The following is a 15,006-nucleotide window of genomic DNA, read 5'->3' on the forward strand; positions in this document are numbered from 1 at the left end:
TCCTGAGCACGCAGCGGCCGGCGATCGACCCGGGCCGCTCAGCCCCTCGCAGGACCCGTCGAGTGCCGCTCGACGAGCAGGTGCGGCCGCGGGGGCGGGTAATCGGCAGGCTCGTTGCGCAGCAGTTCACCGAGCAGGAGCTCGGCCGCGTACGCTCCCTGGTCCTCGGGGTCCTGCCGGATGGTGGTCAGGCCCATGGGCTCGGAGAACTCGTGGTCGTCGATGCCGATGACCGACAGTTCACCGGGAACATCGATGCCGAGCTCCGCCGCGGCCTTCAGCACACCGAACGCCATCTCATCGGACGAGCAGAACACCGCCGTCGGCCGGTTCGCCGGGTCGGCGAGCAGCGCGAGCGCGGACACACGCGACGTGGTGAACCGGAAGTCGCCGAAGGCCGACCAGTCCTCGCGCACCGGGAGTCCGTGGTCCTCCATTACCTGCTGGAAGGCCTGCTGCCGGATCCTCGGCACCTGGAAGTCGATGTCGAAAGAACCACCGCCCCGCATGTGCGCGATTCGCGTGTGGCCGAGGCCGATCAGGTGCTCCACGGCGTCGCGGGCCGCCTTCGCGTCATCGATGCCCACGTGCCGGACACCCTCCACAGCGCCGCCGACCACGATGTTGGGGTACTCGAGCTGCTGGACTGCCTTCCGCTCCTCCTCCGTCAGGTGCATGGACATCACCAGCAGGGCGTCGATGCGCTTGCGGAGGATGGAGCGGTGGAACACCCGGTCGCGGTTCACGCCGTCGCCGCCGAGGCTGAACAGGATCAGGTCGTACCCGGCGGCACGCAGCTGGCGGTCGACGCCCTCGAGGACGGCGGAGAAGTACCAGCGGTCGATCACCGGGACGAGCACTCCCATCGCCATGGTGCGCCCGGAGGCGAGCCCGGAGGCGGACGACGACGGTACGTATCCCAGCTCCTTCGCGGTCGAGTTGACCCGCGCGCGCGTCTCCTCGGCCACCCCCGGCAGCCCGCGCAGGGCGCGGGACACCGTGGCCGTCGAGACGCCGAGGTGCGCAGCGACGTCGTCGATGCTGGTCATGCTCTCAGCCCTTCAGGCCGCCGGCCAGCAAACCCCGCACGAAGTAGCGCTGCAGCCCGAAGAACACTGCCAGCGGAACGATGATGGACACGAAGGCTCCCGCTGTCAGACGCTGCCACTCTCCGCCGCGGGAACCCTGGATCTCGGCCAGGCGCTGCGTGATCGGCGCGACGTCGGCCCCGCCGCCGGAGAACACCAGCGCCACGAGGAGGTCGTTCCACAACCAGAGGAACTGGAAAATCCCGAAGGAAGCCAGCGCGGGCGTGGCGAGCGGAATGATGATGCGCCAGAAGATGGTGCTGTGCCCGGCCCCGTCCACGCGGGCCGCCTCGATGACCTCGCCCGGGATCTCCGCGATGAAGTTGTGCAGGAGGAAGATGGCCAGCGGCAGTCCGAAGATCGTGTGGGCGACCCAGAGCTGTGCATAGGTACCACTCGGCAGAACCTGGAAGTCGCCGAACTTGAGCACCTTCGTGAACAGTTGGAGCAGCGGGATCAGGGCCATCTGGAGGGGGACGATCTGCAGGGCGAAGACGAAGATGAACAGGCTGTCCTTCCCCCTGAACCGGCCCCACGCGAACATGTACGCCGCCATGGCGCCGAGGACCAGCGTGAAGACGGTCCCGGGAATGACGATCGCCAGCGAGTTCACGAAGTAGGAGAGCAGGTTGGGTGACTGGCTTCCTCCGGGGCTGAGGACGTCGGCGTAGTTCTCGAGCGTGAACTGGCGATCGGTGAGGACGTTCCACCAGCCGTTGCCCTTGATGTTGTCCTCCGGGCGGAAGGACGAGACCAGCAGTCCGAACGTCGGGACGGTCCAGATCACGGCGATGATGATCGCGGCGGCAGTGGCCCTCCGCGACGTCAGCCGCTGCTTGACCCGTTTCTGCATGGTCCGTCGCCCCTGGGCCGCGTCATCCTTGACGTCCGGCAGGAGCTCGTTCGTGTTGTCCAGCGGCACAGTGCTCATCGGATCTCCTTCTGCTTGCGGAGCAGCCGGGCGTTGTAGACGACCACGGGCAGCACCATCAGGAACAGGACCAGCGCCAGCGCGGCACCCCTGCCGGGCTCACCCGCCCGGAACGCCTGGGTGTACATCTCGTTGGCGACCACCGACGTCTCGTACTGGCCTGCGGTCATGGTCCGGACGATGTCGAAGACCTTGAGGGTACCGATCGTGATGGTCGTGATGACGACGATCAGGGAACCGCGGATGGTGGGGATGGTGACGTTGCGGAACTGCTGCCAGGCGCTGGCGCCGTCGAGCCGTGCGGCCTCGACGATCTCCGTGGGGATGCCCTTGATGGCCGCCGACAGCACCACCATGGCGAAACCGGTCTGGATCCAGATCATGACCGCGATCAGGAAGAAGGTGTTCTCCGGGGCATCGAGCAGGAACTGCTTGGGCTCCTGGCCCAGCCACACCAGGATCTGGTTGAGGAGCCCGATCTGGTTCTGCTCCGCACCCTTGTAGGCGTAGACGAAGCGCCAGATCACGCCGGCACCGACGAACGAGATGGCCATCGGCATGAAGACCAGCGCCTTCAGCGCCTTCTCGCCGCGCGCGCGGTCGATGAACACGGCATAGGCGAGTCCGATCGAGGACGCGAGCAGCGGGACGAGGACCACCCAGATGAGGGTGTTCCTCAGGGTCACCAGCGCCTCCGGCTGCGTGAACATCCAGACGAAGTTGTCGAGCCCGACGAACTCCCCGTTGCGGTTGGTGAAAGAGATGTACGAAGTCTGGAGCGCCGGGAACACGAGCCCGACGGCCAGCAGGATCAGGGCCGGTGCCAGGAATCCGGCGACCTGGAGCTTCTCGCGCCCGGATTTCGGCGCCCGGTCCACGACCAGCATGATGAGGCCGATGATGGCCGCGAAGATGGCGAGCCCCACCACCACCTGTAAACCTTTGTCAGCAAAATCTTCCACAGCCCAGCCTCCTTGGTGCGCGTGATGAAAGTGATTTCGGGAAGGGCGGTGCTGCAGGGCCCACCTGGAGCGGTCCGGCCTGCAGTACCGACGGCGGCTGGTGCCATCACCCGTCGGGGCGATGGCACCAGCCGTCAGCGCATCAGGATGCAGGCCAGCTGTCTTCGACCGTCTGCGTGACTTCTTCGGTGGAGGAACCGTTGATCCAGTTCACGATGCCGCTCCAGAAGGAGTTGGAGCCGACGGCGCCGGGCATCAGGTCGGAGGCATCGAAGCGGAACACCGTGTTGGGGTCCTGCAGCAGTTCGATCGACTGGCGGTCGAGGTCCGATGTCGCCACCTCGGGATCGAGTCCCTTGTTGGCGCTGATGTTTCCACCCAGAGCAACGCGGATGTTGGCGAAATCAGCGCTTGCCATGAAGGCCTGGAGCGCCTGGACCTCTGGACGGTCCGTGTAGGCACCGATGAACTCGCCACCGCCGGTGACCGCAGTGCCGGCAGCAGGATCGACAGGAGGGGTCATGAAGGCCCAGACGTCACCGTCTTCGGCCACGTTGGTCCCCTCGGGCCAGTTGGACGCCTGGAAGGATGCCTGGTGGTGCATGGCGCACTGGCCATCGAGGACAGGCTGACCGGCCTCTGAGAAGGGCGTCGAGAGGATGGAGCGCGAGTCGCCGAAGCCGCCGTTGACGTAGTCGTCGTTCTTGAGGATGTCGCCCACGCGGTCGAACGACTTCACGATCTGCGGATCGTTGAACGGGATCTCGTGGGTAACCCACTGGTCGTAGACCTCGGGGCCGTTCTCGCGGAGCACCGCGTCCTCGACCCAGTCGGTTCCGGGCCAGCCGGTGGCTTCCCCGGATTCGAAACCGGCGCACCAGGGCTTGATGTCCTCTTCCTCGCTGGCGATCTTCTCCGTCAGCTCCATCATCTCGTCCCAGGTGGTGGGAACTTCCCAGCCCTTCTCCTCGAAGGTGGCCGGGACGTACCAGATGTAGCCCTTGATGCTGGCGAGCATCGGTGCCGCGTAGAAGGTGCCGTCGACGGTGCCGTAGGCCTTCCAGTCCTCCGACCAGCCCTCGTCCACGAGATCGGAGACCTCCTGGGGTGCCGGCTTGAGGAACCCGGCCTGGGTGGCGAGCAGACCCGGCTGCGGGAAGATCGCGAGGTCGGGAGCAGTCCCGCCCTGGGCGCGAACGCCGATCTGCGTCTCGAATTCCTTGGACCCCTCGTACGCGACCTCGATGCCGGTGCATTCCGAGAAGTCGGCCCAAGTCGCCTCGAGCCGCTCGGCTTCGACGTCGACGATGGTCGAATAGACGCTGACTTCGGCGTCCTCGAATGTTCCGTACGACTCGTAGGCGGCGCAGTCCGCGTTCTCCGATCCGCCCGCGCTGTCCGAGCCGCCTGATCCGCACCCGGCGAGCGCGAGGAGGGAAACACTGAGCGCTGCAGCGGGCAGCACCAACTTCCGTGAGCGAGTTTTCGCCATTGAAACAGACTCCTTTGTCCAGCGGCCCCCAATGCTTCGGATGCACGGCGAACATCGCCGTGAACCAGGATTGTGCCGCCTCACTATGTAGGTACCGCAACAGTAAGCGCTTACATGTACCCCCACAAGCTCTCTGTCCTTCTTCCAGCATTCGATACCGAACCGTGACACGGATGCCGGTGTCAGGTGACGCGCTCGGCCCTTGTGAAGCGCACCCGTGCACCAGATCGAATGCTGATGAGAACCGGGGTGCGGTATCCCGTGACCACATCCAGGGCCTCGACGAGCCGGGAGACCTCGGCAGCGGTCACGTAGGGCGGCACACCCTTCCTCGGGAACACCCGGACGCGCAGTCCCGGGACACCACGGACCTCCCACGTGCTGACGGAGGCGCCCGCGAGGTCGGTGCGCTCGAGCAGCGCGGCCTTCAGTGCCTGCTCCACGGCCGCGGCCGTGATGACGACCGATCCCGGCGTCCCGCTGTCGCCCGCGTCCCGGTCACCCGTGTCCCGGTCGCGAGCGACCCGGGCGCCCGACGAACCGCCGGCGTGCCCGTCGACGGACGCGAAGAGTCCCGTCCTGCCCCTGCCCTGCGCAGCGATCCACAGCGCGAGCAGCACGATCAGGACCAGGAGTGCGGCCGCGAGCGCGAGCCACAGCCACGTATCCGACTGGCCTTCGAGCGTCGTTCCCCGCCGCACACGGTCGATCCATCCGCCCACGCGGGGAGCTGCGGACCCCCACCAGGAGGCGACGGCGGGCAGCGTCAGGGCGGAGAGTCCTGCGGCCCCTGCGGCAAGCAGAAGGAGGCCGACGACGGCGAGGACGAGTCGGTTGAGCAGCCGCGGGGTGGTGTTCACTGCCCGATCACCCCCGACTCCGCCACGACGACGGTGATCCTCGGCGCCGGCTCGACGCTCGAGAGCCGCAGATCGTCCGCGACGGCAGTGCGAACGGCATCGGCGTCGACAGGGACACCCGACGTAGGCCGGACCTGCACCCGAACCGAGGCGCGGCTGATCGTCACCAGGACCTGTTCCGGTGCCACTCCTGCCGCAACCCGCGCCCTGCGCGCCAGCGACGACGCCACCACCTCGGCATCGACGACGATCGCGGCCCGACCGTCCGGAATGGTGTAGCGGGCCCGCCTGCCGGGCAGGACCGCGAGGAGGAGAAGCAGGGCGCCGAGGACGAGCAGGAAGACGGATCCGGCTCCGAGGAGGGAGGCGGGCGCCGCGCCGGGCAGGGCCCCGATCCAGGCGCCCGCAGCTTCGACGTCGAGCAGGAACGGCGCTTCCCCTACAGCCTTGAGGATGGCCTCGAACAGCAGGACCAGGCAGGCCGCGATCAGGAGGGCACCCGTCACCACCGACGCGACGGCCCGCGACGAATACAGTTCCCGGCGGACGAGTCGGGCTGTGGAGGCCGGCGTCGACCGGTCGAGCGGATCGGGACTCACTGCACCCTCACCCCCTTGGTGACGGTGCTGCCGATGATGCGGATGTCCACTCGGCTCAGGCGCGCTCCCGTGAGCTCCTGGACGCGCTCGAGGATCGGAGCGCGCGCGGCATCGGCACGCGCCCAGAGCGGCCCTCCGAACGAATCGACGATCCCGGGATCGTCGAGGACCCGGGTGAGCGGAGGCACCGGCAGCGGCAGGGCGAGCAGGAGTGCGAGGAGCCCCCGGTCGTCGGAGAACGACGCCCGGATCTGGGCGGGCTGCACCCCGAGCACTTCCGCGGCGGTAGCCTGCGCCGTGCTGGTGAGGGCCTGGGTGGTGATGCGGTTGTGCCCGGACATGGCGTTCGGGGGCAGGGGGACGGCCGTCATGCGCGTGCAGGAGGGAAGGATTCGGCGGTCACGAGGACGAGCGTCGGCCGGACAGGGCGTCGACGACGCCGCGCAGGTCGAGCTTGCCCTCGACTGTGCGCCCCACGAGGGCTCCGCAGAGCACCAGGACGAGGGTCAGCACGAAGCCCCAGAATCCGAAGATCAGGGCTGCGAAGGCGAGCACCGCTCCTGCGGCCATACCGATCGTGGTGGGAGTCATGAATACCTCACTCGGCTCGGTGCTGGACCTGGGAGGAGCCCGTGGGACGGACGCGTTCGACCGTCCTGGGTTCTGCCGGTGGCGGGAGATGCACGTCCAGGACCTCGACGTTGACCTCCATGACCTCGAGCCCGACAAGTTGCGTGAGCGCGTCGTACACGGCAGCACGGACGGCATCGGCGAGGGCATGGAGTGCATAGCCGTACTCGGCGATCAGGCTGACGTCGACGGCGAGCTGCGTCTGGCCGACTTCGACCTTCACTCCCTGCGAGAGGTCGTTGGCTCCGACGGCGTCCCGGATGGCTCCGAGCGCGCGGCCGGCTCCGAGCCCGAGCGAGTGGACACCCGGCACCGCCCGCGCGGCGATGGCGGCGATCTTGACCGCGGCCTGATCACCGATGACGGTCCTTCCGACAGCCGTGTCCTGCAGGACGGGCAACGGACGCCCCGTGGGTTGCTCGATCATCGAAGAAGGCCCCTTTCGCTTGTGCCCAGCCTAAGCCACGGCACCGGGGCCCGGGCGTGGCAGCGGGGAGCGGTGCTCCTGCCGGCCGCAGGACGATCAGGAGCGGGTACAGTGCCGGGCGAGCCAGTCCTGCACGGGCACCATGGAATGGCGGAAAGCCTTCTCATCGAAGGTACCGGACCCCTTGGGGGGCGCCTCCACCGAGTGGGCGAGAGTGGTGAAGTCGTCGTAGAGGTCGGCCGGCACCTTGTCCCGCAGGTCGAGGATCTGCTGCTCGAGGGCGAGGAGTTCTTCCGGATCCGATGCGGAGCGGAGACTCAGGGGGGCGAGCATGGCCGTGGTGACTCCGCCCGCCACGAGGACGCAGGAGTCCGAGGGATCCGGGCCGGCTGCTGCCCCTGTCTCCCGACCCGTCACCGCGCCCTCCCCCGGCAGGGCGGGCCCGTCCTGCGGCGGTTCGGAGGGTGCGTCCGGCTCCGGGGAGGGGCTGGCGGGCATGGTGAGCATCGTCTGGGCGGGCACCGGCGCGTCCTGGCTGCACCCTGCGAGGGCGAGCGCGAGCGCGCCCAGACAGGCAGCGGTGTGCAGGAGTCTCACGAATGCCCTTTCGTCTCGGTGCGGGGCCGGAGGTTCAACGCTCGGAACCCCGACTACTATCCCGGGTTGCACCGGGCGACGCCGGCCCGCCCGTCGCGATACCACGACCCGTCCGCGCGATGCTACGACCCCAACCCCGGCATTTGCTGGGAGTGGGCGCACGAAAAAACCCCGCGTTCCCTGGGGAACTGCGGGGTTTTCAGCAGTGGCTCCGACCGGCGTCGATCCGGTGACCTTTCGATTTTCAGTCGAACGCTCTACCAACTGAGCTACAGAGCCTTGCGACCATCTTCCGATGATCACCGTATCCAGCCCGACCGGACTCCCCGAGGGGATCCAGCCGCCTGAGCGACCCTGACGGGACTTGAACCCGCGACCTCCGCCGTGACAGGGCGGCGCGCTAACCAACTGCGCTACAGGGCCTTGCTAACTTCCTTGCTGTTTTGCAAGAGTTCCAGCCTACCAGCACTTTTCGTTCCGGTTGACCGCCCGTTAAGGCGTCTCCTGCGTACCCCCAACGGGATTCGAACCCGTGCCGCCGCCGTGAAAGGGCGGTGTCCTAGGCCGCTAGACGATGGGGGCCTGGACCACAGTTCGGGTTCCTGCGACCTTCCGGAGAGCAAGCATTTCCGGCGGATCATTCCCTGTCGTGGACCTATAAAACTATAGGGGCAGATTCTCGATTCCACAAAATCGGCGGAAACCGGCGCGCGGGACCCGGTTCCCAGGCCCGACGGGAGCCTCCCGTGGCAGGTCGGGCGGTCGAGCGGTCTGTACGATCTTCTCGTGCCATTCGAGATCCCACGGGAAGAGTTCGACGACGCCGTCGACGACGCCATCGACAGGATCCCCGACGACCTCGCGCGTGCGATGGACAACGTGGCCATCTTCGTCGTCGAGGAGTACGAGCCCGGGCCGGGCGAGCCCGCCGACACGGAACTGCTGGGACTGTACGAAGGGACGCCCCTCACGGAGCGGGACTCGTGGTGGGACGCAGGGTCCCTGCCGGACCGCATCAGCATCTTCCGCGGGCCCCTCATGCGGCTGTGCTCCACGCGCGAGGAACTGGTGGAGGAGATCCTCGTGACCGTGGTGCACGAGGTCGCCCACCATTTCGGCATCGACGACGACCGGCTCCACGAACTGGGGTGGAGCTGACCCGGCGCGCTCCACAGCGCGGGCGGCCGGGCGCCGCCTGGCCCGATCAGCGGGCCGGTGCGATCATCGGACCGAACGAGCTCCGGTCCTCGAGCCGCGGGTCCGGCCTGTCCGGAACCACCAGCACGGGTCCACGCGCGTGATGCAGCACTCCCTGGCTCGTCGACCCCATCAGCATGCCCGCGAAGCCGCCGCGGCCCCGCGTGCCCACCACCAGCAGCTCCGAAGTCGCCGACGCCTCGATGAGCACCTCCGCGGGAGGCCCGTCCATCAGGTCCACCCGGATGTCCACGTCGGGGTAGTGGCTCTTGAGCCAGTCACGACCGGCTGCGAGCTGCACCGCGAGGTCCGCATGGAGCGCCTCCCGGTCCACGGGTGCGGGCACCCAGGCGAGCGAACCGTTGAAGGGTGCAACCGAGCAGATCACGCGCAGGGACAGACCCCGCGACCGCGCCTCCTCCGCGGCGGCGAGCGAAGCCATGCGGGCCTGCTCCGAACCGTCCACGCCCACCACCACGATGGGTTCCACGGCGGCGGCCGGCTTGTCCTTGCCTGGTTTCCGGCCGAGCTCCGGATGCCCTAGGCGCGCTCCCGTGCACACCGGGATGACCGCCGTCGGGCACTTGGCGTGCGCGGGCAGGGCACTGCTGACGGAACCCAGCAGGCGGCCCACGAAACCGCCGCGGCCGCGGGAGCCCACGACCATCAGTTCGGCTTCCTCGGAGAGATCCAGCAGCACCCCGGCGGCGTCACCGGTCTCGATCCGCGGGTGCACATCCACGGCGATGCCCTCGAGGTGGGTGACCGCATCGTTCAGGACGGTCTGCGCGCTCTCACGGATGACCTCGTCATCCACCGTCGCGTAGCCCGCGTCCATGCTCGACGCCGCGAACACCGGCACGGTGTAGGCGGTCACGACGTACAGCGGAGCCTTGCGCCGCTCGGCCTCCCGCGCGGCCCAGAGCAGGGCGCAGGTGCTCTGGTCGGAGCCGTCGACGCCGACCACGATCCCGTGCTGCTCCAGCCCCTGCGACGATTCTTCTGCGTGCCCTCTGCCCACGGCGGGCCTCCCTCGGTCGCGTGTCCCCGCCGCCCCAAGCGACCGGTCCCCCATTTGTAGCGCACTGGGGTTCGCCGGTCTATCCACGGTTTGAAAAGTTATATAGGCTTCAGTGACCCGTAGCGGGGGCCGGCCCTCAAGAGCCGGGACACCCCTGCGCGTAGTGCTCTTGACTGACCCGTTCGCAGCCAAGAGTCCGTACGGCCCGGAAGAGGCGCCGGGCCGTACGGTATTCAGCTTCGTGTGGAGGTAACTCGGTGGATTCCTTGCCGCTCGACCCTGTCCGCTCTGCGTCCGCGATGTCCGCGGCCATGGAGCATACGAGCACCGTCGTCATCGGTTCGGGGCTGTCCGGCCTCGCCGTCGCGAGCGAGCTCAGCCGACGCGGCATCGACTCCATCGTCGTGGAAAGCCTCGAGTGCTTCGACTCCGGGGCGATGCGCACGGTCATGACGGATTCCGTCTCCCTCTCGGAGCGCACAGAACTCATGCGGCTCCTCCGCGGCTATGCCGCCGCCCACCATCTCGATGTCCGGCAGACCACGGTCGCGGAACATCTCAGCATCATCGGGCACCCGAAGCTGATCACGGGCCCTGTGGGCCGCAAGAAGTGGGCGGTGCAGACGGCCGACGGCGTCCTCCTCGCCGACCACGTCGTGCTCACCAAATACCCCCAGAACGAGTTGCGGAGGTTCCTGCGCTCCATGGGCATCGCGATCGGCCGGGACTTCAAGGCGGCCCTTCGCGCGATCGGCCTGCACCTCGTCGGCGTCGGCGAACTGCTGACGCCCACCACCCGGGAGATCGTGCGCCAGGCGAAGCTCGTGAGCGACGCCATCGTCGAGCAGGGGCCGGCCGCCCTCAGCCGCATCACCCCGCCGCGCGCGGCCCTCTCGTCGCTCGGAGCCTGACCCGCCCGGTCCTCCCTGCCCAGCCCTACTTGCCGGCGCCGAGCCGCTTCCGGGCCGTCACGGCGAGCGCGACGGCGATCGCCACCAGCGCCACGATCATCAGCAGAATGCTCCAAGGGAAGTCGCTCACTCCGGCCGTCTGAGTCTCTGCGGCCGGGGCGTCCTCCACATCCAACGGGCCCTGGGTGGTCGCGGTGTCCGGGACCGTCGTCGAGCCCTGCTGAGTGGTGAAGACGAAGGTGCCCTCGATGGGGTGCGAATCAGAGGACACGACGCGCCAGTTGACGGTGTACTCCCCGGCCTCCGCACCCGAACGCAGAGGCTGGGTGGCCGTCCGGTCGACGATCTGCACGGGCCCGTCGGCCCAATCCGTGCCGGACGCGTCGAGGACCTGCACCTGGGCGCCGATCCCGGACGGCACGTTCGAGAAGCTGAGTTCCAGGCTGGGCGGCAGCACCTCGATGGTGGCGCCCGACGCCGGATTGCTGCCGGCCAGTTCGTCGTGGGCGTTCGCGGCGGCGCCGCCTCCGAGGAGGAGGGCGAGTGCCAGCAGGACGGCCCCGACGAGGGCTCCGCCCGAGAAGGCAGGACGACCCCGTCCGCCGTGCGCGGTCACCGGGTGCTGGACGGGCAGGAGAGAAGAGGCAGCCATGATCCCACCCTACGCGGAGACCCTGAGGAGGTGCTGGACCTTCTGCAGGAGGGCGGCGGGGAGTGGGACGGCCGTCACGGGACGTCTCCCCGCCGCATGCTCGGGATAGAATTCATCGCGATTGCTCCCCGACCCTTCCGCCCTAGGATCCCCCATGCTCAAAACTGGTTCCGCGCTGGATCGCTACTTCGACATCACGCAGCGGGGGTCGACGTTCTCCCGTGAGATCCGCGGCGGCCTCGCCACCTTCTTCGCCATGAGTTACATCGTGGTGCTCAACCCGCTCATCCTCGCCGGCGCCGATTCCTCGGGCGCCGAACTCGGCTTCGAACGGGTCGCCGCCGTGACCGCGCTGGTGGCCGGCATCCTGACCATCGTCATGGGCGCGTGGGCCAAGTACCCGTTCGCGCTCGCCACGGGACTCGGCGTCAACGCCTTCGTGGCCATCACGGTCGCAACCAACCCCGGCCTGACCTGGCCGGACATCATGGGCCTCGTCATGCTCGCCGGCCTCACCATGCTCGTCCTGGTGCTGACCGGGTTCCGGACGGCGGTCTTCAACGCCGTCCCCGAGAGCCTGAAAACGGCGATCGTCGTAGGCATCGGTCTGTTCATCGCCCTGATCGGCCTGGTCAACGCGGGCTTCGTCCGCCGCGTGCCCGACGTCGCCAACACCACCGTCCCCGTCGGCCTCGGGTTCGGTGGGGTCCTCATCGGCTGGCCGACCCTGGTCTTCGTCTTCGGCCTCATCCTGACCATCGCACTCGTGGTCCGGAAGGTGCGCGGAGCGATCCTCATCGGCGTCCTGGCCGCGACGGTACTCGCCGTCGTCATCGAAGCCGTCATCAACGTCGGCCCGAGCGTCGCGCCGGGCCAGGAGCCCAACCCCGCGGGCTGGTCCCTCGTGGTTCCCGAGCTGCCCACCGGTTCGTGGGTCGGCGTCCCGGACCTGAGCCTCATCGGCAACGTGAGCCCGTTCGGCGCCTTCGGCCACCTCGGCGGAACCGCCGCGGTCCTGCTGACCTTCACGATCCTCCTCAGCATCTTCTTCGACGCGATGGGCACGATGGTCGGCCTCGCCAACGAGGCGAAGCTCGTCGACGCCAAGGGGAACATCCCGGGCGTCAACCGGGTCCTCGTGGTCGATGCCCTGGGCGCGGTCGCCGGCGGTGCCGGTTCGGTGTCGTCCAACCAGATCTACGTCGAATCCGGCGCCGGCATCGGAGAGGGCGCCCGGACGGGCCTCGCGAACGTGGTCACCGGCCTGCTGTTCCTCCTCGCGATGTTCTTCACCCCGCTCATCAGCCTCGTGCCGTTCGAGGCCGTGGCGCCCGCCCTCGTGGTCGTCGGTTTCATGATGGTGTCGCAGGTCGGCCGCATCGACTTCGAGGACTGGGGCGTCGCCCTGCCGGCCTTCCTCACCTTCACGCTCATGCCATTCACCTACTCGATCGCGAACGGCCTCGGTGCCGGCTTCATCGCCTTCGTGCTGATCCGCGCCATCCAGGGCCGTGCGCGCGAGGTGCACCCGCTGATGTGGGCCGTGGCCGCGGCCTTCGTGGTCTTCTTCGGCATCGGACCCATCGAGGAACTCCTCGGCATCTGATCGCTGCGCGGCAGGAGCGACGACGGCGGCTGGGGGCCGCCGTCGTCGCCCGTCCGTGGGGCGCCTGTCGTTTGTGGCGCCTGGCTTTCGTGGCGCTGCTTTTCGGTGCGCCTGTCGTCGGCGCCTGTCGTTCGTGGGGCCGCCAGGGCCGGTCAGCGGGCCGACCAGCCGCCGTCCATGACGTAGGACGAACCCGTGACCATGCCGGCGTCGTCGTCCGCGAGCCATGCGACCAGGGAGGCGACCTCCTCGGGCTCCACGAGGCGCTTGATGGCGGATTCGGTGAGCATAATCTTCGACAGCACCTCGTCCTCGCTGATGCCGTGCAGGCGCGCCTGGTCCGCGAGCTGGTTCTCGACCAGGGGCGTGCGCACGTAGCCCGGGTTCACGCAGTTGCTCGTGACGCCGTGCTCCCCGCCTTCGAGGGCGGTGACCTTCGAGAGCCCTTCGAGTGCGTGCTTCGCAGTGACGTAGGCCGACTTGAAGGGCGAGGCACGCAGGCCGTGGACGGAGGAGATGTTGATGATCCGCCCGAAGCCCCGCGCGTACATCCCCGGCAGCGCGGCGCGGATCAGCAGGAACGGCACCTCCACCATGAGCTTCTGGATCCGGCGGAAGTCCTCCGGGCGGAAGTCCTGGATGGGACTGACCGTCTGGATGCCGGCGTTGTTCACGAGGATGTCCGCGTCGAGCGTGAGGTCCTCGAGGGCTGGCGTATCGAGCAGGTCGACCGCCCAGGACTCCCCCTCGAGCTCCTTCGCGAGGGCCGAAGCGCCCTGTCCATCGCGGTCGGCGACGACCACAGCGGCCCCGCGAGCGGCGAGGGCCCGCGCGCAGGCCGCGCCGATGCCGCTCGCCCCTCCGGTGATCACCGCCCGCCGGCCGGCAAGGCTGCCCGCCTGCTGCTGGAGGGACTCGGAACGGTTGTGCGCTGCAGGACCGGGGCGCCCCGCAGCCGCTTCATCGAGGCTCATGGCTTTCCTTCCCGTACGTGGTGGCGGGGTCACTCCCCGCACTCCTCCTGAGTATTCCTGCAGGGCGGGGCCGGACCAATGACCACTTCGGCACCCCTCGTCTGCGATACTGCACAGATGGTTGCCCCCAATGCCCAGGATCTCCTCGTCCTGCGGGCCGTCGCCCAGAGCGGGCGGTTCACCACCGCGGCCGATTCCCTGGGCCTGAACCATACGACCGTCTCCCGCAGGATCGCGGCCCTCGAGAAGGCCCTGGGAGGCCATGTCCTCTCCCGCAGCGCGGGCGGGTGGGAACTGACGGACCTGGGCCGGCGCGCTGCCGATGCGGCGGCGGGCGTGGCTGCGGCCGTCGCCGAACTGGCCGGCGACGACGCCGGGGCGCTGACCGGCGTCGTGCGGATGAGTGCCACGGACGGTTTCAGTGCCTTCGTCGCCGCCCCGGCCTTCGCACGCCTGCGGTCCGCCAATCCGCGGCTCAGCATCGAGATCGTCGCCGCCACGCGGAGGGCCTCGCAGACGCGCACGGGACTCGACTTCGAGGTGGTGGTCGGGGAACCGCAGGTGCACCGTGCCGAGGCGACGCGGCTGGGCGCCTACGTGCTCGGCCTCTACGCGTCGCGGGACTACCTCGGGGCGCATGGTTCGCCGTCCGACCTGGCCGAGGTGGTCACCCATCCGCTCGTCTATTTCATCGACTCGATGCTGCAGGTCGACAGCCTGGACGCGCCACGGCGCCTGCTGCCCTCCATGCGTGATGCCCTGAGCTCCACGAACGTGTTCGTGCACGTCGAGGCCACGCGGGCCGGCGCGGGGCTCGGCCTCCTCCCGTGCTTCATGGCGGACCGCCATCCGGACCTCGTGCGCCTCCTCCCGGGCCTGGTCGCGGAGCAGCTGGACTACTGGCTCGTGGTCCGGCCCGACTCGCTGCGCCAACCCGCTGTCGCCGCCGTCGTGGAGGCGCTGCGGGAGGGGACGCGGTCACTGGAACCGCAGCTCCTGGGCCGGTCCGCTCCCACCGGAGCGCCGCACCCCTGACATCTCCGACCTGACGCGCGCCGC

17 protein-coding genes and 3 tRNA genes are annotated in these 15,006 nt (G+C 68.7%); 4 read left to right on the forward strand and 16 right to left on the reverse strand.

Features of this window, described 5'->3' with window-relative positions; translation table 11 throughout:
- Positions 1-38 precede the first annotated feature (38 nt).
- The 13 genes from P5G52_RS00775 to P5G52_RS00835 all read right to left on the reverse strand — a co-directional run bounded on the left by P5G52_RS00775 (position 39) and on the right by P5G52_RS00835 (position 8,168).
- Positions 39-1,049 carry a LacI family DNA-binding transcriptional regulator gene (locus tag P5G52_RS00775; RefSeq protein ID WP_301224086.1) on the reverse strand — a complete coding sequence of 337 codons (1,011 nt, stop codon included), beginning with the start codon at positions 1,047-1,049 and terminating at the stop codon, positions 39-41.
- Positions 1,050-1,053: 4 nt separating this feature from the next.
- Entirely contained in the window at positions 1,054-1,941 is an 888-nt protein-coding gene (locus P5G52_RS00780; RefSeq protein WP_435868686.1) for a carbohydrate ABC transporter permease, read from the reverse strand.
- Between the two features lie 74 nt (positions 1,942-2,015).
- Entirely contained in the window at positions 2,016-2,981 is a 966-nt protein-coding gene (locus P5G52_RS00785; protein WP_225437298.1) for a carbohydrate ABC transporter permease, read from the reverse strand.
- 142 nt (positions 2,982-3,123) lie between these two features.
- Positions 3,124-4,473 (reverse strand): ABC transporter substrate-binding protein, encoded by a 1,350-nt coding sequence (locus P5G52_RS00790; protein ID WP_301224088.1) that lies wholly within the window; start codon positions 4,471-4,473, stop codon positions 3,124-3,126.
- A 182-nt stretch (positions 4,474-4,655) separates the two neighbouring features.
- Positions 4,656-5,333, reverse strand: coding sequence for a hypothetical protein (locus tag P5G52_RS00795; protein ID WP_301224089.1), 678 nt, complete (start codon positions 5,331-5,333; stop codon positions 4,656-4,658).
- Positions 5,330-5,932, reverse strand: coding sequence for a DUF6286 domain-containing protein (locus P5G52_RS00800; RefSeq protein ID WP_301224090.1), 603 nt, complete (start codon positions 5,930-5,932; stop codon positions 5,330-5,332). The genes P5G52_RS00795 and P5G52_RS00800 overlap by 4 nt, the downstream gene beginning before the upstream one ends.
- Positions 5,929-6,303 (reverse strand): hypothetical protein, encoded by a 375-nt coding sequence (locus P5G52_RS00805; RefSeq protein WP_301224091.1) that lies wholly within the window; start codon positions 6,301-6,303, stop codon positions 5,929-5,931. The genes P5G52_RS00800 and P5G52_RS00805 overlap by 4 nt, the downstream gene beginning before the upstream one ends.
- 28 nt (positions 6,304-6,331) lie before the next feature.
- Positions 6,332-6,523 (reverse strand): DUF2273 domain-containing protein, encoded by a 192-nt coding sequence (locus P5G52_RS00810; RefSeq protein WP_301224092.1) that lies wholly within the window; start codon positions 6,521-6,523, stop codon positions 6,332-6,334.
- A 7-nt stretch (positions 6,524-6,530) separates the two neighbouring features.
- Complete coding sequence (locus tag P5G52_RS00815; RefSeq protein WP_301224093.1) at positions 6,531-6,989, reverse strand: Asp23/Gls24 family envelope stress response protein; 459 nt, start codon at positions 6,987-6,989, stop codon at positions 6,531-6,533.
- A 96-nt stretch (positions 6,990-7,085) separates the two neighbouring features.
- A complete protein-coding gene (locus P5G52_RS00820; protein WP_301224094.1) occupies positions 7,086-7,586 on the reverse strand; it encodes a hypothetical protein in 501 nt (166 codons plus the stop codon).
- 206 nt (positions 7,587-7,792) lie between these two features.
- Positions 7,793-7,865, reverse strand: a tRNA-Phe gene (locus P5G52_RS00825).
- Between the two features lie 70 nt (positions 7,866-7,935).
- A tRNA-Asp gene (locus P5G52_RS00830) sits at positions 7,936-8,009 on the reverse strand.
- An 86-nt stretch (positions 8,010-8,095) separates the two neighbouring features.
- A tRNA-Glu gene (locus P5G52_RS00835) sits at positions 8,096-8,168 on the reverse strand.
- Between the two features lie 204 nt (positions 8,169-8,372).
- Between P5G52_RS00835 and P5G52_RS00840 the strand changes: the two genes are divergently transcribed.
- On the forward strand, positions 8,373-8,744 hold the full coding sequence (locus tag P5G52_RS00840; protein ID WP_301224095.1) for a metallopeptidase family protein: 372 nt from the start codon (positions 8,373-8,375) through the stop codon (positions 8,742-8,744).
- Between the two features lie 46 nt (positions 8,745-8,790).
- Here P5G52_RS00840 and P5G52_RS00845 read toward each other — a convergent pair whose 3' ends face one another.
- Positions 8,791-9,804 (reverse strand): universal stress protein, encoded by a 1,014-nt coding sequence (locus tag P5G52_RS00845; protein ID WP_301224096.1) that lies wholly within the window; start codon positions 9,802-9,804, stop codon positions 8,791-8,793.
- A 257-nt stretch (positions 9,805-10,061) separates the two neighbouring features.
- Between P5G52_RS00845 and P5G52_RS00850 the strand changes: the two genes are divergently transcribed.
- Complete coding sequence (locus tag P5G52_RS00850) at positions 10,062-10,715, forward strand: FAD-dependent monooxygenase (RefSeq protein WP_301224097.1); 654 nt, start codon at positions 10,062-10,064, stop codon at positions 10,713-10,715.
- A gap of 25 nt (positions 10,716-10,740) precedes the next feature.
- Here P5G52_RS00850 and P5G52_RS00855 read toward each other — a convergent pair whose 3' ends face one another.
- Positions 10,741-11,367, reverse strand: a complete 627-nt coding sequence (locus P5G52_RS00855) for a copper resistance CopC family protein (RefSeq protein ID WP_301224098.1) — start codon at positions 11,365-11,367, stop codon at positions 10,741-10,743.
- A 154-nt stretch (positions 11,368-11,521) separates the two neighbouring features.
- Here P5G52_RS00855 and P5G52_RS00860 point away from each other — a divergent pair, with 154 nt between their 5' ends.
- Entirely contained in the window at positions 11,522-12,973 is a 1,452-nt protein-coding gene (locus P5G52_RS00860; protein WP_301224099.1) for an NCS2 family permease, read from the forward strand.
- 152 nt (positions 12,974-13,125) lie between these two features.
- On the opposite strand, the gene P5G52_RS00865 is transcribed toward P5G52_RS00860, so the two are convergent.
- A complete protein-coding gene (locus tag P5G52_RS00865; RefSeq protein WP_301224100.1) occupies positions 13,126-13,947 on the reverse strand; it encodes a 3-hydroxybutyrate dehydrogenase in 822 nt (273 codons plus the stop codon).
- A 117-nt stretch (positions 13,948-14,064) separates the two neighbouring features.
- Between P5G52_RS00865 and P5G52_RS00870 the strand changes: the two genes are divergently transcribed.
- Positions 14,065-14,982: a LysR family transcriptional regulator gene (locus P5G52_RS00870; protein WP_301224101.1), complete on the forward strand. Its 918-nt coding sequence runs from the start codon at positions 14,065-14,067 to the stop codon at positions 14,980-14,982.
- Positions 14,983-15,006 lie beyond the last annotated feature (24 nt).

This window comes from Arthrobacter burdickii (assembly GCF_030433645.1).
Lineage (GTDB): Bacteria > Actinomycetota > Actinomycetes > Actinomycetales > Micrococcaceae > Arthrobacter_D > Arthrobacter_D burdickii.